This window comes from uncultured Psychrobacter sp., from assembly GCF_947495825.1.
GTDB lineage: Bacteria > Pseudomonadota > Gammaproteobacteria > Pseudomonadales > Moraxellaceae > Psychrobacter.
Genome location: NZ_CANMAH010000001.1, coordinates 615,754 through 636,630, shown reverse-complemented (window position 1 = coordinate 636,630; position 20,877 = coordinate 615,754). Strand labels below are relative to the sequence as shown.

Here is a 20,877-nt window from a genome sequence, read left to right as displayed (position 1 = left end):
TTAGTAAGTCATTAAGTTTAAATATCTTTTTTTGTAATTATTTTTATAGTGAGATAGTTTAAAGCCTTTGAATTTAAGACATGGCGTCGGAAATTTATAGTAAAAGAGAGGAAAAAATATAGGTATGAAAAAATAAGAATGAAATTAAGTCAGCTTTATTTTAAAACAACCCGTTTGTCTATATACTACTTATAAAATTAATATTACCAACGACTGTTTATATTTTTATGGTGTATTTTACTGTTTCTATCTTTACGCTGATATCAGTCGTTGTGGTGATTGCGCTTTTCGATCGACAACTGGGTATAAGAATAATTAATAAGACAAAAAATCGTGTTCGGCGGTTATCTGGTCTAAAAATAAGCTGGTTATTAAGGCAGCTACAAGTAACGTCCTCTCGCTCTTTTATAAAGCGCATTCGTGATTTTGTAGCGCTTAACAATCTCTCGCGTATTCCAATCATATCTACATTGACGGTGTTAATTATTACAGCGACTATCGGGATATGTTATGCCCTCATTAACAGTCACTCTCTTGAGGTTTATCATGCTAAAAACACTATACCCAGCACTGCTAACTCACAAATTAATCAGCTACTCGTAGGAGAGCGCCTACGGCCACCACCGTCGCCGCCGGAGGAGTTATTCGCTGAACTTGATGCTGAGATTGCAAGCTATCAGGCTATGCAGATTGAGAAGGGGTATTGGCTTGATACAGAGAATAATTTTCCGCAAGCTGAAGGACCACTTATGCTACCTGAACCAGATTTGTCCGATCTAAATGCTCAAGATCATAGCACTGGCTATTCAGGCGACATGTTGGCTTCGCATCTGCACAATGGTCATATCAATATCAAGAATGCTGATCGCAACTGGAAAAAAATGAATTCAGATTTTGTTCAACGGCTGTTGACTGTGTATAAGGTAATGAGCGATCAGTATGGCTATGATATGGTGCTTTTAGAGGGCTATCGTAGCCCTGCAAGACAGGCAAGACTTCTTAAAAAGGGTTCGCATGTGACCAAGGCAGGTTCCTATAAAAGTTACCATCAGTTTGGTCTTGCAGGAGACAGTGCCTTTATTAAAAATGGTAAGATTGTCATCACTGAAAAGGATCCTTGGGCAATGCGAGGCTATAAACTATATGGTAAAGTGGCAAAATCTGCTGGATTTGTGTGGGGAGGTGACTGGCGAATGATGGATCTTGGGCATGTTGAGCTGCGTAAAAAAGGCGTGCTTGGTCGTCCAGAAATGGCAGAAATTTTGACCCGTCAATAATGTCAATAATACTCCAAGGTAGATTAAAAATATGAACAAAAGTAATATATTACCGATAACATTAACTGTGGCTGGTTGTTTACTAAGCGGGGCACTAACAGGGTGTAGCACTGATAAATTAAGCAAACCAAACCACAATGTCTCTGCGCTGGCAGGCGAGTCTACTATTACTGGTAATATAAAGAGCTTCATCAGTAATGGCAAAAGCAGTAATAAGGACGATCTGCAAAGTCTAAAAGCTCAGTTGGAGCAGCAGCAACAGCAGATTGAGCATATGAATACCGAGCAGCAGGCATTACAAGAGCAGCTAAAGCGGCAGCAGGTTACACTAAACATTAAACCTATGGTCAATGCCAATGCTGGACGTACAAACCAAGGTACTGCGAGTATCGCTTATATCGCGTTTTTGGAAGAAGAAAGCCAGTTTACTGAAGTTGAGGAGCTGGCTGCTAAAGAAGTCAGTGTTATCCCTAATCGCAAGACCAGTCTGACTCTAAACATTCCGCAGGATGCGCGCTTTATGGCGGTCAAGGTGGGGTTAAGGTATACCAAAAAACGCTCACAGCTTCTCATTCCGCTTGATAGTCTCAATTTTGATAAGCCACTTTCGCTTAATATAGGCGCATGTGATGTGAATATCGCAGAGGGCATCAGTTCAAATCTTGCGTCTACATTTACGACCAAACTTAAATATTATCAGCAGCCGTTAGTCAGCTGTTCGTAGGAGATTGTTTTGAGTAAAAACAGAGTACTATGGGGAGAGGGGCTGTTTTTAAGACCTCAGCATTTTCAGATTCAAGACACTTATCATAACTCGCAGCGAGCATTGAGTATGATGCTGATGCAACCGTATGCTTATGGGGTGTCTGATGTGCAGATAGACAAGCAACTTTTAGAAAGTAATTTATTAAGCTTTCAAAGTATATATGGTGTATTGCCAGATGGCACAATATATCAGGCACCTCGTACAGACGTATTGCCTAAGTCCATTGCGCTAGATACTCAAGATAATGGCGATGAGGTTTTTGTATTTTTAAGCTTAGAGATTGTCCATAATGACAGCAATAATATACAGACAGAGCATAGTGATAATCCAGCGCGCTATGTGAGGGGTGCTGTCGAAGTAAAAGATTTATATAGTGAGGCAGCTGAAGCAGTCATTGATGTTATCAAGCTATCACCAAGCTTGCAGCTGAGTCATTCCGCGCAAGCACCTAGTCAAGATACAGTGTCTTTGTTGGTAGCCAAACTAATACGCACAACCCAAGGCGCTTATCAAGTAGACGAAGATTACATCGTCCCTAGTGTGCATATTACCGCTAACCCTGCGCTCGTGGGTCAAGTCTATCGTTTGATGACTATGATTAATACCAAATCGACTTCATTATATGATCATCATCGTCAGTCTAATAATGATTTACTAGAATTTCGCTCATCAGATATCGCATCTTTTTGGCTATTGCATACTCTCAATACCGCGTACTCTCAGCTAAATCACTTATATAATAACGCTAAATTGCATCCAGAACGTCTGTATGAGGCGCTATTAAATGTGGCCAGCCAGTTGGCAACTTTTAGTTCATTATATAAAGTGGGCGATCTGCCTTCTTATCATCATGACAATGCTCATGAGTCGTTTATTAGTATCATCTCGATCATTCGTGAGCTACTCAACACTGTCATTGCAAGCAATTTTATCTCGATTCCCTTATGTCAGAATAAATCATCTTACTATACGGGCGAGCTAAGTAATGACAAGATTACGCGAAGCTCACAGCTATATCTGTCCATTAGCTCATCACTACCGATGCATGAGCTGATCGATATCGTCCCACGCCGCTTTAAGGTTGCGACTCCTGATTCAGTAGAGAAGCGTGTGTTATCAGCGCTACCTGGTTCACCTGTCTCGCATGTGACTCAAGTACCTAGTGCGATACCAGTGCGACCAGGATTTAGTTACTTCACCATTGAGCCAGTAGGCGAGCTGTATGATGAGATGATCAAGTCAGAATCTATTTGTATCTATGTACCAAACGGTTTTGATGACTTAAAAATAGAGTTGATGGCTATCGTACAGTAGCTGATTACAAAACCAGTATTTTCAAAATCAGTATTTTCAAAAATCAAGCCTTAGGAACGATCATGTCAGGGAATAATTCAATTGGCTCTGCGCCTTCATTATTAGACTCAGGTGAGGTGGCCTCAAAGGTCTCAGCAATCGGTCTTGATAAACGTCTCAGCAGCCAATCGCTGGTTGATGTCATGTATGACGGCTTTTATTTAGTGTTCTTACTACGCAACCACTACTTTAGTACCGAACCACATAAGTTTCGTCAAAAGATTTATGACTTCTTAGATAAGTTCGAAGTTAACGCGCGCAAAAAAGGATTTTTGTCAGAAGATATTCATGAAGCCAAGTACGCATACTGCGCTCTGGTTGATGAGACAGTCATGACCTCGCAGGAGCCAGAGTTTCAAACGCTAAAAGACGCATGGGAGATGAACCCTTTGCAACTAGATTTGTTTGGTTCACAAATTGCGGGTAATGAATTTTTTGAACGCTTAGATGGTCTACGTGAACAAGGCGAGAAGCGTTTAGCTGCACTAGAAGTCTATCATTATGCGATGCTGCTTGGTTTTCAGGGCAAGTACCGACTTGAAGCACCAGAGAAGATTCGCTATCTTATCTCGCGCTTAGGTGATGAAATTGAGCATCTTCGCGGGAATAAAAACGAATTTTCACCGTTTTGGGCGATTCCTGATCAGATTAAGCATACTCTCACTAGCGAAACACCGCTATGGGTTATTCTCGCGGTAATGGCTGTACTACTGACGGTCATATTTGCAACCATGTGGCAATTTACTAATAGCTTCTCTGACAATCAGCTCTCAGCGTATGACAATGTGATTCAAGAAAACAAAGAGCAAGCACATATCTCGATCTTCTTACCGTAAACAGTATTTAAACATGGTACTAAGCCTATAGAGTTAATACTTAACTTATTTTAATGTTTAAAAAGCCATTCCATTTGTGTAGTGGGGTGGCTTTTTTATTACATAAATTTATTGCCTGAAAGTTGACGTATTATATAGCTATTAATAACACTCATCTCTGTCGTTCATAGGTCGTCATTGTTACTTTTTAACTTCATCAAGCCATATCTGTTATAGTTAATTATAGTACTATTAGTAACTACAATTTGCTCAATCACCATAACCAATACCACCATAATAATTATTAAAAAATAAGGCTTACAAAGATGGATACCTTAAATATCCTATACTTAGTAGGGGCGTTGTTGATTTTTGCCAGTATCATGGCAAGTACGCTATCGGCGCGCTTGGGCGTTCCATTGTTATTGCTGTTTTTAGCAGTAGGCATGTTGGCGGGCGAGCAAGGCATCTTAGGAATTGAGTTTTCACAATATAATATTGCCAACTTCGTCGGGCAGGCTGCTTTAGCTTGTATCCTGCTAGACGGTGGGTTACGTACCTCTTTTAAATCATTTCGAGTCGGTCTAAAGCCTGCGGTTACTTTAGCGACCTGGGGCGTACTGGCTACCGTCATGGTGCTTGGGGTCTTCGTCACTTGGTTGCTCGAAGTGGATTGGCGCTTTGGTTTGCTAATGGCAGCGATCGTTGGCTCGACCGATGCGGCAGCAGTGTTTTCTCTATTACGTAATGGCGGGGTCAAGCTAAACGACCGCGTTCAAGCCACGCTCGAATTAGAGTCCGGTGCCAACGACCCTTTGGCTATTTTATTGGTTACAGGTCTAATCGCTCTAAATGTAGATCCTGCTGGGCAGACGGTATTTGGATTTTTAGGCTTGTTAGTACAGCATTTAAGCTTTGGCTTGGGGATGGGCTTGCTCTTCGGTTATTTACTATCGAGGCTGTTACCTAAGGTTCATTTAGCGGAAGGTATGTATGCAATTTTGATACTGTCTGCTGGCTTATCGGTCTTTGCAGCTACCAATTTGATGGGTGGTAGTGGTTTTTTGGCCGTCTATCTTACTGGTGTGCTAATTGGCAACCATAAGGTGCGCTCAACTGAACATGTCATGCGAGTGATGGATAGCTTTGCATGGTTATCACAAGCAGTGCTTTTCGTCGTTTTAGGTCTGTTAGTCACACCGTCTAACGTTATCAACGTTTGGCATTATTCAGTGGCAATCGCCGCCTTTATGATTTTGGTTGCCCGTCCTATCGCCGTCTATACCAGTGTGAAGCCTTTTAAGTTCAAAGACAGGGAAATTGGTTTTATCTCTTGGGTTGGTTTGCGCGGTGCTGTCCCTATTACTCTTGCCATTTTGCCAGTCATGGCGGGGATAGATGGCGCCTTTATGTTGTTCGATATAGCGTTTGGGGTGGTGGTCTTGTCGTTGATTTTGCAAGGAACGACCATTCCTATGATGGCAAATTTATTTAAGGTGCGTATTCCGACCAATAAAGATCCAAAAGAGGAGCATGAAGTCTGGGTATCGGACAAAGCAAGTATCACCTTGTACGAGTTTGAAGTTCAATCAGGAGCGTTTGCTATCGGTCGTCATCCTAAAAGTATCTCCAATCGGGTAAGTCCTGATGAAATTAGTATTTTTGCACTGGTGCGCGGACAACAAATCGTCATTGTCGATGAAAACACCAAGTTAAAATTTGGTGATAGCGTCTGGTACGCCATGAGGGGCAACCATGCCAGTAAAATTGCTAAGATTTTTAATGACACGACGTTAGATCGTAAAGCCATCGATGATTTCTACGGAGATTGGTTATTATCACCCAGTGTAAAGCTTGGAGATTTACCGTTTTTTACCGGTGTTATGGCGTCCGAAACGCTATCAGACAAACTTAAGTCTAAAGAGGAAGATTCATCAGTAGATATGTGGCAGCAGACTGTGGCTGAGTATGTTAAACAAAGCTTGGACACGGCTCCAGTATCGGGTGATACCGTCTCGATAAACGACGAATGGTCGTTGGTTATTAAGGAAGTCGATGACAAAGGAGCGCTGAGAACCATTGGCTTAAAACATCAAGAGTTGCCCACGGTGGTCTAATGCGGCTGGTCTAAAACAACAATCAAGCTTTGACACGGTCAAAAAACCAAGCCATGCAAAATTATGCCATATCTGATAAAGGATAATGCTCTTGCACGTACTTGATACACAACTCATAAAAGGCTTGTGCAGGTGGTGAGATGGTTTTATCGGTTAGCTTAAAAATACCGATTTGCCGATCCAAAGCTGGCTCCAGTAAGTCAAGCCACACAAGCTCTGGCTCGTTCGACGGAAAAGCAAGCTTGGGCAAAGTCGTGATGCCCAAATCATTGCGCAGTAGTGCAAATAAGGATGTGATGTTTTCGACCGTGTAGCGCGCATTGCGATTGAGCACCTCAGCTGGCGTGTTTTCAAGTAGCCGACAAGTGCCATTATAGATAAAGGGCTGCGCGACTAATTGTTGCCATTTAAGCCCTTTTTTTTGTGGTCGCTTTTGCGGCTTTTCTGATTGACTTTTCAACTGATTTAATACGTTACTTTTTAAGCATACCACGCCAATTGGGTCTGATATAAGCGGGGTAAAGTCGATATCTGCCTGATCCATACTGGTACAGTTGCCTAATGCCAAGTCTACTTCTCCTGCCAATAATCGATTGGCCACACCAACCGCATTATCATCTATCAATACAATCTCGATATCAGGATACTTTTTGGAGTATTCGACCAACACGCTTGGCAACAGCTTGGTGACCAGTGATGGCACGCTAGCGATTCTTATTTTGCCTTTATCGCCTGCTGCCGCTGCTTTTAGATCGTCTTCTAGCACTTGATAAGTATTAAGAAACTGCTCAATCTTTGGTAAACAGCTCTCGCCAAAAGAGGTGAGTGTGGCCTTGTTACCACTTTCAAATAAACGCTGACCGAGCGTCTTTTCTAGCTCTTTGATGGACGCTGATAGCGCTGCTTGTGTGCGATTAGCGCGTTCAGCAGCAGCACGAAAACCGCCTTCTTTTACCACAAATAAAAAGTGCCGTAATTGCTGTATTTTCATATTCTTTATTGCCCAAATTTATTTATAGATAAGATAAGCACCATGATAGATTAAATCTATCAATATTAATACTTAATTAGTTAGATTTGTCATTATTAAAAGGGTAGCATGGATGCAACATCGCAATACAGGCTATCAAGTAAACAGCTGATGCCGCCATTTATCTAAGGAAGAACACCGCATGACGACTCAAACCACTAAGCAGCCCGTTAAGACCCCACTTTACGCTTCCAAATCTCCGTTAGAGTGGGCGATTACTAACAATGGAACGCTGTATACCGCGCAGATTCCTATTGATGAGAATGGTGAAGTGGTCGCAGGTGGTATTGAGGCACAAACTCGGCAAACGCTAGATAACCTAAAACATACTTTGGAATCTGCGGGCGTTGGCATGGATGCGGTATTGCAGGTGCTTATCTATGTGACCGACCGCGAGTACCTAAAAACCGTCAACCAAGTGTATGCTGAATACTTCGAAGCACCATATCCAAACAGAGCGGCGCTGGTGATAGCAGGACTTGCTCGCGAAGAGATGCTCGTAGAGTTGGTCGTTTATGCTGCTGTGCCTTAAGTTTTGAATAAATCTCTATTCATAAATATATTTATTTTAAAATAAAACAAATACGGTTGTTAAACGTGCTACTGGTATAAATTTTCCTCGCTTGCTGTGCGCTTTGCACTCCAGAGGCTTCACAACCTATACTTAAAAAGAAAGCATCCCAGTAGCACTATTTTCTTCAAAGTAAACCAATTATATAGATAGGTTTCATTTCATATTTTTTATTTACCAAGTTTTTTAATCGTTTTACTAAGGATGTTCTTATGTCAGCTCAAACCACCCAACAAGTATTACAACAAGACCCAGCCAAATCCATCTATATCAATGGTGAATGGCAAGCGGGCAGCGATACGATTGATAATATCAACCCATCTGATACCAGCGAGATCGTTGGCGAGTTTGCGCAAGCCAGTCAGGATCAAGTCAAAGACGCTATCGCAGCGGCGCGCCAAGCACAGCCGAAATGGGAAGCCACACCACTTGAGAAAAAACAGTCTATCCTACAAGCAATCGGCGATGAGATGATTGCCCGCTGTGATGAGCTTGGTACATTGCTCTCTCGTGAAGAAGGCAAGCCTTTTGCCGAAGGCCGTGGTGAGATTTATCGCGCTGGGCAGTTCTTTCATTATTATGCCGCCGAAGTGTTACGTCAAATGGGCGACCTTGCTGACTCGGTACGTCCTGGGGTCAAAGTCGAAGTCACTCGTGAAGCCGTCGGTGTGGTGGCGATTATCTCGCCTTGGAACTTCCCAACCGCCACTGCAGTATGGAAAATCGCGCCAGCTTTAGCTTTTGGTAACAGTGTTATTTGGAAGCCTGCGAACTTAACGCCTGCCAGTGCAGTGGCAATGGCTGACATTATTCATCGTCAAGGTCTGCCTGAGGGCACGTTTAACCTACTATTGGGCGGTGGCTCTAGCGTCGGTGATGCGCTTATCAACTCTACAGAAATTGATGCCGTCAGCTTTACAGGCTCTGTGCCCACAGGTCGCAAAGTCGCTGCCGCTACGGCTCCAAACTTCATCCGCTGCCAGCTGGAGATGGGCAGTAAAAACGCCTTGGTCATCGCTGATGATGCTGACTTACAAACGGCTATTGATACAGCGGTTGCTGGTGCGTTTGGCGGTTCAGGACAAAAATGTACCGCCTCTTCACGCCTTATCGTCATGGACAGTATCCATGATGCCTTCGTCGACGGTGTGGTCGAAAAAATGAAGACGCTAAAGGTTGGTCATGCGCTGGAGGACGGCATCTTTATGGGGCCTGTGGTCGATGACAAGCAGCTGGCGGCTAATATGGATTGGGTCGAAAAAGCCAAGCAGTCTGGCGCCAACTTAGCCTTTGGTGGTGAGCGGTTAGAGATGCCACATAATGGCTATTATATGGCACCGACCTTGTTTACCGAGACTGATAACAGCTGGGATATTAACCAAGAAGAAGTGTTTGCTCCGCTCGCTTGTGTCTTACGGGTCAAAGACTTAGACGAAGCGATTGCCATGACCAATGATACCCGCTTTGGTCTGACGGGCGGCATCATCACCCAAAGTTTGCGCAACAGTGCATTGTTTAAAGAGCAAGTGCAGGCAGGGTGCGTGATGGTGAACTTAGCGACTGCGGGCACTGATTATCATGTGCCATTTGGTGGCCGTAAGGAGTCGAGCTTTGGTCCACGTGAGCAAGGTCAGTATGCCAAAGAGTTTTATACCATCGTCAAGACCGCTTATCAAAAAGCGTATTAGTTTTTGATAAAAAGTAGAGGCGTGTTTTGCGTAGGATGGGTTAGTTTTTCAAACTCTTGCAAAGAGTGCCGACAAAACGTAACCCGCCACTTTAAATATAAATTGTCAAATATCGGCGGGTTACGCTACCGCTAACCCACCCTACGACAGAGTTCAGTCGAAAAACGAGTCATAAGAAGGATAACAAGATGTACCAAGATCATATCGTCATCGACGGATTACAGTATAGCCATTGGGATCGCGACTACTTCAAAATGCTAAAAGATAGTGGTATCAATGCGGTGCACGCCACCTTGGTCTATCATGAAGACGCGCGTCAGACCATGACCCGCTTTGCTGAGTGGCACGCACGCTTTGAGCAAAACAGTGATTTGATCATGCCCGTTTATTCGGTCAGTGACATCAAAACCGCAAAAGAGCAGGGTAAGGTCGGTATCTTTTTTGGCGCGCAAAACTGCTCACCCATTGATGATGAAATTGGCCTGATTAGTGTCATGCGCCGTATGGGGCTCTTGATTATGCAGCTGACGTATAACAACCAAAGCTTACTGGCGACCGGCTGTTACGAATCAAAAGACAGCGGCGTCACCCGCTTTGGTCAGCAAGCTATCAAAGAGATGAATCGGGTCGGTATGATTGTCGATATGTCACACAGCGCTGAGCAGTCTACGCTTGAGGCGATAGAAGTCTCCTCACGTCCGATATGTATCAGCCATGCCAATCCAACTACCGCACATGATGCCCTGCGTAATAAATCAGATACGGTCATTAGCGCCTTAACCAAAGCAGGCGGGCTATTGGGTTTTAGCTTATACCCGTTCCATTTGCCCAACGGTAGCGCATGTACGCTTGATGACTTTTGCACCATGATTGCCAACTGCGCTGATAAATATGGCGTTGAGCATTTAGCTATCGGTAGTGACTTGTGTCTCAATCAGCCACAAGCAGTGCTTGAGTGGATGCGTAATGGTCGCTGGTCAAAAGCGATGGATTATGGTGAAGGTAATGCTAATAACTCAGGCTGGCCAGATACTCTGCCGTGGTTCGCTGGCAAAGATGGTATGGAAAATATTTATAACGGTCTTTTACAGCATGGCTTTAATGAGACTGACGCTGGCAAAATCATCGGGCAAAACTGGTTTGACTTTTTAGAGCAAGGATTAAAGCCTTTGGCTTAAAGAGTAAGGCTCTAAAGCTAATTTTTAAAAGCTCGTGTTTTAGAGGTTCATTGTTTAAATCTGAACTTTGCAAGTTAACACTCCAAAGCGCTATAAAACGACGTTCGTTTTATAGCGTTAAACCTCTTTCATTTTTATAGTGGATTGACTATATACCCCTGATTTAAACCATGTAACGTTAGCATATGGAGCCACACTATGGCCGATTTAAAAGGATTTAACAGCGATGAGCAAGGACGCTCAGACGTTAACCAAACAGCAGGCACCTTGACCCATGTAGAGGGGCCGACCGATACCTTAGGTCTTAAAAACCCAGCGTTTTGGTACAGTGGCGGTTTTATTACTCTTTTTGTTTTGATGGCTATCTTTGCCGAGGCGCAATTAGCAGAGATCGTCAATGCCAGCTTTGCCTGGTCGGTTAATATATTTGGCCCCTTTTGGCAGATACTGCTACTAGCTACCTTTGTGATTGCTTTGGCTGTGGGCGCTGGTCGTACGGGACGGGTCATTTTGGGTAATCTGCCTGTGCCAGAGATGGACAGCTTTAAGTGGATGGCCATCTTGTTTTGTACGCTACTTGCTGGCGGCGGTGTATTTTGGGCAGCCGCTGAGCCTATTGCGCATTATGTTACAGCGCCGCCTTTATATGGTGAGTCCGAGAACTTACAACAACGCGCGTTCAATGCCCTGTCACAATCTTTTATGCATTGGGGCTTTTTAGCATGGTCGATCGTCGGTAGCTTAACGGCTATTGTAGTGATGCATCTGCACTATGACAAAGGCTTACCGCTTAAGCCGCGCACCTTGCTGTATCCCGTATTTGGTGAGCGCGTGCTTACCGGTCAAGCTGGCGCCATTATTGATGCTTGTTGTATCGTTGCAGTCGCGGCAGGTACCATCGGTCCGATTGGATTTTTGGGATTGCAAACCAGTTATGCACTCAATGAGCTATTTGGTATTCCTGATACCTTTATCACGCAGCTGATGATCATTGTGTTTGCGATTGCGCTGTATACCATCTCAGCGATTAGTGGTTTGACGCGCGGTATGCAGTTGCTCAGTCGTTTTAACGTTACACTGGCCTTTGCGCTGATGGTGTTTATTTTAATCTTTGGGCCGACCAACTTTATCGTGAATGGCTATATTCAAGGTGTCGGTAGTTTGGTTGATAACTTTATCCCAATGGCCACGTACCGTGGTGATGAAGGCTGGCTGAGCTGGTGGACGGTGTTCTTTTGGGGTTGGTTTTTGGGCTATGGCCCGATGATGGCTATCTTTATTGCTCGTATTTCACGTGGCCGTACTATTCGAGAGTTGATTACCACGGTTTGTATCATTGCGCCGCTCGTCACCTGCTTTTGGTTCACTATTGTTGGCGGTTCGGGGCTGGCGTTTGAGATTGCCAATCCTGGTAGTGTGAGCGCCGCCTTTGAAGGCTTTAATTTGCCAGGTGCGCTATTAGCGGTCACGCAGCAGCTACCATTTCCTTTGATTACCTCGATACTGTTTTTAATTTTGACCACGATTTTTATCGTGACGACAGGGGATTCGATGACCTATACCATCAGTGTGGTCATCAGTGGCGAGCGTGAGCCAAACGCTATGATTCGTACCTTTTGGGGCATTATGATGGGTGTGACTGCCATTGTCTTAATCTCCTTGGGAGCAGGCGGTGTGAGTGCCTTGCAGTCATTTATTGTGATTACTGCGGTCCCGGTGTCCTTTGTCTTATTGCCGTCACTATGGAATGGACCACAGATTGCCCAGAAAATGGCACACGACCAAGACTTATACCGTCCTAACAAGGTTGCGGTTAATCATCGCATTAACGAGGAGAAGCTCGCTAAACAAAAGATTATTGAAGAGAAGTAAATCATCGGTCAACTATCATAATCGATGTGTTATGTATAACATGTTGATTATGATAGTGATTTATTTAAAGTATTAAAATGGTTGTTTTTTAAATGGCTTTGATTAAAAGCACCTCGTTAAAACGGTTAGCCAGTTAACTGGTCTGACATATTTTGTAAGGTAGTGGCATTATGAATTTGGTTCACGCAAGCAATGAGAGCATTGACGTAGCGACACTGTCTTTACGCAGTCCTGATGTGGTCATGAATGCTGAGCGGCTGGGCGCCATGCACCAGACGCGTATCAGCTTTGTGCGCACATTACTGCGTAAAATTGATAGAGAAAAATGGACGCTGAGCACGCATCTTTGGGACTTAGATGACAATGGTTATGGACAAGTGATCTACCGTCTGCAAACCCCAGAGCATACTTATCATTTGGTGGTGTTTTGCAATGAGTTAGCGGATGACGAGCGCAATGATCGAGTGATCGCCCAAAAATGGGACGTCACCTTTGGTCTGGTGTTTGGGGAGATCGGTCAGGAGCTGCTCGATAATCTCAAAGCCAATGTGCCGCTGCAAGAAGCGGGTCGCAACTCCAACATGGTAATGGTACTGGCGCGAGCGAATAAAAGCGTACGCGTCTTTGATCATATTGTGAGCGCTTTAGCTGATGGTCAGCAGCCAGACCTTGAGGTGCTCGCACAAGTTGGCTATATCTTGCGTACCACGGCAGTCTATGGCAATGGCAAATTTGGTATTTATGATTTTAAGCCATTAGATCATAGCGAAGACTTTAACCAGTCGTTTCGCGCGCAGATGTGTGCCGTTTACTTGCTACGCGAGTTTAGCCTTGATTGGGTTGATTTTTTAGCCAAGAAAAAAGGCGGTAATAAAGCCGTCGCGCTCCATCCAGAGATTAAGCGTTATCTAGGAATCGGTAACGCGACGGGTCTGGGTATGGCACCGTATCTGATCAATCACCCTTGTATCGTCGATCAGTGGCTCACCACGCGTGAAGAAGCGGTGCAAGCGACCTTGGTCTGTGATATTGAGTCAGAAAAGGTGGCGTATTTTTCCAGCTTGCTTGCGCGCGCGATTCAGCATTTTACCGAAATCGTTACCATCAATGAGCATCAAGCCACATTAAACGAAGCTGTCGTTACAGAGTTGAGTGCGTTACAAAGTGAGTTAACGACAGTTATTCAAAACCACACGACATGGGCAGAGTTCCTGCAGGCTCATGATCATTTGAGCTTTGAGAGTCAAGAAGTCATTCTCTCTTGCTTGATGGAGCTATACCCTGAGCGTGTCGATGCGTTTCAAGAAAAAGTCAACGCCGATGAAAACTTATCATTACCGAAAGGTAAGGTGATTCAAGATTTGCTTGACGTCTTAGAGTCACGTTATCAATGGGCGATTACGATTGATTTTGATGAGCCTGACAATCGCTATTGGTTTTGGTATCGCTCGGTGGACAAAGAAGAGCCACGCATGGGTGTGCGTGGTCAAGAGCCAGGTGATGATCGAGAGCTGTCATTAGACATCGCACGGCAAGCAAAAAATTTGTACTTGGCATTACAGCAAGCCGATCCACAGCAGCTCATATCTGAGTTTATGTTGAGCAAACCTAGGTACCGCTCTATCGCTCGGCGAGTATGGACCATGGGCCATAAAAAAATGGGTGATATTCAGATGAATGTCTTGCATAAGCATACACCGCCCATGCACTTGCTACGCTGTAAGCTATCGATGTTTGGCGCGACCAAGTTCGATCCTAGATCTGATCGCTGGGTACGAATTACTTTATTCCAAGGTGCGCCTTTATTTAGAGAAGTACATAGTGATGAATGGCTGTTTCCTTTATTACCTAACTTGTCTATAAAGGACTCATCTACAGAAAATTCGTCTACCCAAAAACTGCTCACACAAGACTCGTCCATTACTAAGGAGGTTTAAGACATGATTGTATCGCACAATGAAATCGTGGCAATGGTGTATAAAGCCTTTACGGGGATGCACCGAGAAGTCGGTGAGGCTGATGTCATCGCCTCTATGGTGGCTGAGCTTGAGATGGCAGGACTGGACGGTGTACGTCATTTTAATAATGCCACACCTTTTATTTTATCTGAACAAGATGCGCCTATCGATATCGTCCACCAAGAAGCGGGCGCCATTCGCCTTGACTTGCATAATAGCAGTTTGATTTGTCATTTGCCTGCCATCATGGACTATGCCCTAGAAAAGATGGGCGATTTGGATCATTTTCAGATTTATCTCATGAACTGTCATAATCGCTGGCTGGCTTATAGTGAGTTGGTCAAGTTGGCTGATAACGGTATCGCTTGTCTGGCCAAATGGGACAACGGATCAGCGCCTAAGCATACTTTATTTACCCTAAATCAAGGCTTTGTCTATCCTGACATTTACTTCTTTAATAAGGCGCAAGCCAACTATAATACTGACGATATGATCATTGAGCTGGCTACCTCAAATTTTGATATCGAAGACGATATCCAGCACTTCGATCATAAGATATCGACTGATGAGCTGTATACCACCCATCAGCGTTCATGGAAAGAGGGTATTCATGTTGATGATGAGCAGTGGGCGATACTCAAAAAAACAGCGGCTGCCATATTGGTAGAAAATAGCGAGATATCGAGCAAAGGGGCGGGCGGGATATAAATTCGACTAATCCATTTATCGACGTTAAAACCCGCTGAATATTTTAGCGGGTTTTTTGCTGTGGGTTGTACGTTGTTAAAAATTGGATTATCAAAAGCTTTAAAATGCTACTTATAAACATTTTTCATTTATTGTTTATTGAAATATTCTTATATGTCTGTATTATTGGACATATGGAAATAACTAACGCTATCGCAAGCTTTGCCGCACTGTCTCAAGACACGCGTCTCAAAGCCTTTAGGTTACTTGTCAGCCAAGAGCCCGAGGGTTTGCCTGCGGGTGAGATAGCCCGTCAACTGTCTGTACCACATAACACTATGTCCGCGCATCTATCAGTGCTGGCAAGAGCAGGGTGGGTGGTGTCAAAACGCCAAAGTCGGCAGATAATCTATCGCGCTTCGCTGTCACACATGGAGGCGGTCGTGCAGTTTTTGTTGCAAGACTGCTGTGCGGGACATCCAGAGCTGTGTGCTTCGCTGCTGGATAGTTTAAGCGGCTGTGAGACTGCCAAACCTAATAACCAAGACAGTTTTTAGGACAAGCGCTAAGCTAAGCAGCTAGCTACTTTAATAAATATCTTCTTAATAACTATAGTCGATTCTAAATAAAACAGATACATTATATGTCAACGTGGAACTGGTATAAATTTTTCTGGCGTGCTGTGCCTGCGCTGCTCGATGCTGCGTAAAATTCATCCCAGTTCCACTGTATCGTTTTTATGTCTGAACTCACTATAGATTCAAAAAAATAGGTGAAGTCGCTATGAAACCATTAATTTTTCATAATCCAAACTGCGGTACCTCTCGCAATACGCTTGCCATCATAAAGGCATCAGGTGAACAGCCAGAAGTGGTGGAGTATCTAAAAAACCCGCCGAGCCGTGACGAGTTGGTCGAGCTATTGGCAAAGATGAATATCTCGCCAAGAGAGTTACTACGCAGTAAAGAAGCCATCAATGATGAGCTGGGCTTAGATGATCCTGAGTTATCTGATGATGAGATTATCGATGCAATGATTGCCCATCCTATCTTAATTAACCGTCCTATCGTGGTCACAGATAAAGGCGCAGCGTTATGCCGACCATCAGAGCGGGTGTTTGAATTGTTAGAAAATCCAGTGAGCAGTTTTACCAAAGAGGACGGCGAGACGATTTATCATGACAACAACCAATAAAAACCAACCTCACGCAGAGGGGTCGTTAAAGCTAGATGACCTGCCCAATATTGATGCCAGTCAATTACAATCGATTGATATTGAGTCATTGATTGCACCAAATGACCCACGTCATCCACCTAAGATACTCGTGCTATACGGGTCGTTACGGGAGCGCTCATTTTCTAGGCTAGCGGCTGAGGAGGCAAGTCGGCTGCTGCGTTGGTATGGCTGCGAGGTGCGGGTGTTCAATCCATCGGGGTTACCGCTGCCAGATGATGCTGACAGCAATCATCCAAAGGTGCAAGAGCTGCGCGAGCTGGCGCAGTGGTCAGAGGGCATGCTGTGGGTGAGTCCAGAACGTCACGGCAGCATCACCAGCATTATGAAAGCACAAATCGATTGGATACCGCTTGCACTGGGCGGCGTACGTCCAACCCAAGGCAAAACCTTGGCAGTAATGCAAGTCAGCGGTGGCAGTCAAAGCTTTAATACCGTCAATCAGCTGCGCATTCTGGGGCGCTGGATGCGCATGATTACTATCCCCAATCAATCATCGATTCCAAAGGCTTTTTTAGAGTTTAATGATGACAATCGCATGGATATGTCGCCTTTATATCTGCGCCTTGTGGATGTCTGTGAGGAGCTGGTGAAGTTTACATGGCTGACTCGTGGACGCTCGGCCTATCTGACCGATAGATACTCTGAACGGGTGGAAAGTGCTGAGGAAGTGTCACAGCGTGTCAATCAAAAATCGATTTAGTCTTTTGTAGATTCAATCGGCTAAACCAAATAGCTCAACAAAATCGGTTAAAACAAGCTGGTTAAACCAATTTGGTTAAAAAAGCCAGCTCAAATAAGGTTGTTTCATGCTCGCATTCATTATCTTTATCGTGACCTTGGTTTTGGTGATATGGCAGCCTAAAGGTTTGGGCATTGGTTGGAGCGCGCTGGGCGGAGCCTTGGTCGCCTTGGCTTTTGGTGTGGTGCAGTTATCCGATGTCGCTGTGGTGTGGGATATCGTTTGGGATGCGACCTTTACCTTTGTGGCGCTTATCATCATCTCGCTTATCTTAGATAGGGCAGGGTTTTTTGGTTGGGCGGCGCTCCATGTGGCCAGACTTGGCAATGGGCAAGGGCGCTTGTTGTTTCCTATGATTGTGATACTGGGCGCGTTTATCTCGGCGTTTTTTGCCAATGATGGCGCGGCATTACTTCTGACACCGATCGTCATCGCTATCTTGCTACGGCTTAAGTTTTCACCGCCGTCGGCATTGGCTTTTATCATCGCCACGGGCTTTATTGCTGACACCGCTAGCCTGCCGTTAGTGACTTCCAATCTGGTCAATATCGTCAGCGCCAATTATTTTGATATTGGCTTTGGGCGTTATGCCGCGGTCATGGTGCCGGTCAACATCGTCTCTGTCATCGCGACATTAGTAGTGCTGTGGGTGGTCTATGCCCGCCAAATCCCAACACACTATTCTATTACCAATCTTAGCGCACCTGCATCCGCTATCGAAGATCCGCTGGTGTTTAAAGCAGCTTTTCCGCTACTGGCCTTATTATTGGTTGCGTATTTTGCCACCGAGCCATTAGGTGTGCCCATCTCCCTCGTCACGGGAGCAGCGGCATTGGTATTAATGGCCATCGCTGGGCGCTGGTGGCAAGGCGGGCGAGAGGCGGTTGTTTCTGTGTCTGATGTCGTACGTAAAGCGCCTTGGCAAATCGTCTTGTTTTCAATCGGTATGTACTTGGTGGTGTATGGCTTGGGTAACGCAGGACTGACGGCTTATGGTGCTCAGATACTCAATTGGCTAGGGCAGCAAGGCAATATCATCGCGACAGTAGGGACGGGGTTTCTTTCAGCGATTGTAGCCTCTATCATGAATAATATGCCATCGACCTTGGTAGGTGCACTGGCTATCGATAGCGCGCAAGTACCGGCTGCCACTCGCGAGCTGATGGTTTATGCCAATGTCATTGGCAATGATCTGGGGCCGAAGTTTACGCCTATTGGCAGCCTTGCGACATTGTTATGGCTACATGTATTGGCAGAGAAAGACTATAAAATCAGCTGGGGGCAGTATATGAAAATCGGCCTGCTTATCACGCCGCCAGTGTTACTAGCTACGCTGCTAGCTTTGGTGGTTTGGTTGCCGATGTTACCGAGTTATTGAAAAGCTATCGTCGATTCGCTTGAAAACCGATACAGTGCGCGCTACAAAATCACTTCAACTTGAAAGTAATAATCATTTTTGATAGTAATGCTGACTTTGCCATTATGCGCATGAGCGATCGCTTGTACAATAGATAATCCCAGACCTGATCCTGCGTGCATAGCCTTGGTCTGATCATGTCGATGGAACCGCTCAAATAATTTATCCGCATCGCTTTGAGTCAGTGGCTTAGCCAATTTATTAGTTATAGTGATTGTTGACGTAGAGGTTGTAGTTGCTTCAATAATAATGACGCTATCACTAGCCGCGTAATAGATAGCATTTGACATGAGATTAGCAAACAGTCTTTGCAGCAAGCCTTTGTCGCCCAGCACTGTGCTAAAGCTGCCCTTTTTTTCAAAAGTTATTCCTCGTTCATCTGCTATCATCTCAAAGTAGTCGATAAGTTTGGTTATCAGCGATTCTGTATCTACCGGATTAAGCTGCGAGTCACTCAGTCCCTTTTGAGTCTTGGCGAGCAGCAGCATATTATTAATCAGTCCCGATAACTGCTCTAAAGTTTCATGCTGATGATGTAGCTGCTCGATATACTCATCGCTATCTCTAGGTTTACTGAGCATTACCTGTGTTTGGGTACTAAGCGTAGCTATGGGAGTACGCAGCTCATGGGCAATATTGTCAGAAAAACGTAGCAGGGAGTCAAAATTGCTCTCAAGCTTGCCCATCATTAAGTTATAGGATTCAGCAAGTGGACGCAGCTCCAATGGCATGTTATGAGCGTTAATTCTTTCATCTAGCCGTTCAGGGTTGATGCCTTTCATCTTTTGCATGATAGTAGATAGAGGCGCAAAGCCCCAATAGACACTTAATGCTGCCACGGAAACTAACAATAGGGTAATGGCCATTAAAATCATACTAAGCTGACGGTTGAACTGTAATAAATATTGGTGATGAATATCGATGGGTAGGGCGATAAATGCCAAGGTATGGTGGTCTTTAATAATGATGGCTCGATAATTTCTATCTTTTATCTCAACGACGAACTGCTGCTCATGGTGCTCTTGCCATAATGATAATAGATTAAAGCTGGCTGGCAAATCGTCGACAAAGCGGCTGGGTATGCTGGTCAAAAGCTGCCCCTCTTTATCAGCAATGACTTTTTTTAAATCATAATCACGCCAGGAGGGGTGTAAATGGTCGTTGTCTGCTGGAACTGTGAGGGTGGATGAGTTAGAGGTAGCTGTTTGATCATTGAAGTCAGTTAGACGCTGACGTAAATCAAAAGCAGCATGGGTGATAATCTCCGCGTCCATCTCCTCAAAGTGACCTTTGACAGAACGTTGCACCCAGATATAAATCACTACTTGTGAGAGAACCACGAAGAAGGTAAGTAAAAATATCGTGCGCCAAAGTAGCGGCCAGCGTCGATTATCAGGTGGAGCTTTCATTGTATTGACTGCCATTTTATTCAACGTCTATATTGAGTGGATCTGAGGTCTCTAACTTATAACCCATGCCGCGCACGGTATGGATCAGTCTTGTATTAAAGCCATCATCGATTTTGAGTCGCAGACGTCTTATAGCCACATCAATGACATTGGTATCGCTATCAAAATTCATATCCCATACTTGCGAGGCGATGACAGAGCGCGGCAACACTTCACCGCAGCGCTCAAGCATAAATTGTAGGAGAGAAAACTCTTTTGCCGTCAGTTTAATAGCGCTGTCACCTCTATGTACGGTGCGCTTGGCAATGTCCATCTTCAGATCTGCTATTTGCATGACAGTGCTTTTATAATCTGTTTGATTGGCGCGTCTTAGCAAGCTTTTTATTCTGACTATTAACTCTGCAAAGGCGAAAGGCTTGGTCAGATAGTCATCTCCGCCGATTTCAATGCCTTTGATTTTATCACTCAAATCATCTTTTGCTGTCAAAAATAAGACGGGCGTATGCTTGCCAGCGGCGCGGTAATTGCGTACCAACTCAAAGCCACTGACATCAGGTAGCATCACATCCATTAGCACCACGCTGAACTCATCTGTCATCAAAGCATGATAGCCGTCTAGACCAGTCGTATGATGGTCAACGATAAAGCCCGCCTCAGTTAAGCCCTTTTTTATGTACTCTCCAAGTTTTATCTCGTCTTCTACTAGCAATACTTTCATTATTGTTCCTTTAAATATCACTCTGGTAATTAATAGCGTAACACTA

The 20,877-nt window shown here is 44.5% G+C and carries 18 protein-coding genes; 15 read left to right on the top strand and 3 right to left on the bottom strand.

All coding sequences use genetic code 11. The annotated features are described in order from the left end of the window. The first annotated feature begins 227 nt into the window (after window positions 1-227). From Q0895_RS02620 to Q0895_RS02600, 5 genes are all read left to right on the top strand, one after another. Window positions 228-1,277, top strand: coding sequence for a M15 family metallopeptidase (locus Q0895_RS02620; RefSeq protein ID WP_299185284.1), 1,050 nt, complete (start codon window positions 228-230; stop codon window positions 1,275-1,277). Window positions 1,278-1,308: 31 nt separating this feature from the next. Further along, window positions 1,309-2,001 (top strand): hypothetical protein, encoded by a 693-nt coding sequence (locus Q0895_RS02615; protein ID WP_299185282.1) that lies wholly within the window; start codon window positions 1,309-1,311, stop codon window positions 1,999-2,001. A 9-nt stretch (window positions 2,002-2,010) separates the two neighbouring features. Continuing rightward, window positions 2,011-3,357, top strand: coding sequence for a type VI secretion system baseplate subunit TssK (tssK, locus tag Q0895_RS02610; RefSeq protein ID WP_299185280.1), 1,347 nt, complete (start codon window positions 2,011-2,013; stop codon window positions 3,355-3,357). A gap of 62 nt (window positions 3,358-3,419) precedes the next feature. Then, entirely contained in the window at window positions 3,420-4,232 is an 813-nt protein-coding gene (gene icmH / locus Q0895_RS02605) for a type IVB secretion system protein IcmH/DotU (protein ID WP_299185278.1), read from the top strand. A 305-nt stretch (window positions 4,233-4,537) separates the two neighbouring features. Further along, a complete protein-coding gene (locus Q0895_RS02600) occupies window positions 4,538-6,328 on the top strand; it encodes a potassium/proton antiporter (RefSeq protein ID WP_299185277.1) in 1,791 nt (596 codons plus the stop codon). A gap of 61 nt (window positions 6,329-6,389) precedes the next feature. On the opposite strand, the gene Q0895_RS02595 is transcribed toward Q0895_RS02600, so the two are convergent. Further along, complete coding sequence (locus Q0895_RS02595) at window positions 6,390-7,319, bottom strand: LysR family transcriptional regulator (protein WP_299185275.1); 930 nt, start codon at window positions 7,317-7,319, stop codon at window positions 6,390-6,392. A 181-nt stretch (window positions 7,320-7,500) separates the two neighbouring features. Between Q0895_RS02595 and Q0895_RS02590 the strand changes: the two genes are divergently transcribed. The 10 genes from Q0895_RS02590 (at window position 7,501) to Q0895_RS02545 (ending at window position 18,665) form a co-directional block, all read left to right on the top strand. Beyond that, window positions 7,501-7,890 carry a RidA family protein gene (locus Q0895_RS02590; RefSeq protein WP_299185273.1) on the top strand — a complete coding sequence of 130 codons (390 nt, stop codon included), beginning with the start codon at window positions 7,501-7,503 and terminating at the stop codon, window positions 7,888-7,890. Between the two features lie 251 nt (window positions 7,891-8,141). Continuing rightward, window positions 8,142-9,617, top strand: a complete 1,476-nt coding sequence (locus tag Q0895_RS02585; RefSeq protein WP_299185272.1) for an aldehyde dehydrogenase family protein — start codon at window positions 8,142-8,144, stop codon at window positions 9,615-9,617. Window positions 9,618-9,805: 188 nt separating this feature from the next. Then, window positions 9,806-10,795: a membrane dipeptidase gene (locus Q0895_RS02580; RefSeq protein WP_299185270.1), complete on the top strand. Its 990-nt coding sequence runs from the start codon at window positions 9,806-9,808 to the stop codon at window positions 10,793-10,795. 198 nt (window positions 10,796-10,993) lie between these two features. Further along, window positions 10,994-12,667: a BCCT family transporter gene (locus tag Q0895_RS02575; RefSeq protein ID WP_299185268.1), complete on the top strand. Its 1,674-nt coding sequence runs from the start codon at window positions 10,994-10,996 to the stop codon at window positions 12,665-12,667. A 170-nt stretch (window positions 12,668-12,837) separates the two neighbouring features. Continuing rightward, entirely contained in the window at window positions 12,838-14,604 is a 1,767-nt protein-coding gene (locus Q0895_RS02570; RefSeq protein ID WP_299185266.1) for a hypothetical protein, read from the top strand. Window positions 14,605-14,607: 3 nt separating this feature from the next. Continuing rightward, window positions 14,608-15,333: a DUF3726 domain-containing protein gene (locus tag Q0895_RS02565; RefSeq protein WP_299185265.1), complete on the top strand. Its 726-nt coding sequence runs from the start codon at window positions 14,608-14,610 to the stop codon at window positions 15,331-15,333. A gap of 173 nt (window positions 15,334-15,506) precedes the next feature. After that, window positions 15,507-15,869 (top strand): helix-turn-helix transcriptional regulator, encoded by a 363-nt coding sequence (locus tag Q0895_RS02560; RefSeq protein WP_299185264.1) that lies wholly within the window; start codon window positions 15,507-15,509, stop codon window positions 15,867-15,869. Window positions 15,870-16,095: 226 nt separating this feature from the next. Next, window positions 16,096-16,506 (top strand): arsenate reductase (glutaredoxin), encoded by a 411-nt coding sequence (gene arsC / locus Q0895_RS02555; RefSeq protein ID WP_299185262.1) that lies wholly within the window; start codon window positions 16,096-16,098, stop codon window positions 16,504-16,506. Continuing rightward, the gene (gene arsH, locus Q0895_RS02550) at window positions 16,490-17,248 is read left to right on the top strand and encodes an arsenical resistance protein ArsH (RefSeq protein WP_299185261.1); all 759 of its coding nucleotides are present in this window, start codon (window positions 16,490-16,492) and stop codon (window positions 17,246-17,248) included. Before arsC ends, arsH begins: the two co-directional genes overlap by 17 nt. A 106-nt stretch (window positions 17,249-17,354) precedes the next feature. After that, window positions 17,355-18,665: an arsenic transporter gene (locus tag Q0895_RS02545; RefSeq protein ID WP_299185260.1), complete on the top strand. Its 1,311-nt coding sequence runs from the start codon at window positions 17,355-17,357 to the stop codon at window positions 18,663-18,665. A 41-nt stretch (window positions 18,666-18,706) separates the two neighbouring features. On the opposite strand, the gene Q0895_RS02540 is transcribed toward Q0895_RS02545, so the two are convergent. Both Q0895_RS02540 and Q0895_RS02535 read right to left on the bottom strand, forming a co-directional pair. After that, complete coding sequence (locus tag Q0895_RS02540) at window positions 18,707-20,113, bottom strand: ATP-binding protein (protein WP_299185259.1); 1,407 nt, start codon at window positions 20,111-20,113, stop codon at window positions 18,707-18,709. 16 nt (window positions 20,114-20,129) lie between these two features. Continuing rightward, window positions 20,130-20,831 carry a heavy metal response regulator transcription factor gene (locus tag Q0895_RS02535; protein WP_299185257.1) on the bottom strand — a complete coding sequence of 234 codons (702 nt, stop codon included), beginning with the start codon at window positions 20,829-20,831 and terminating at the stop codon, window positions 20,130-20,132. Between the last annotated feature and the right edge of the window lie 46 nt (window positions 20,832-20,877).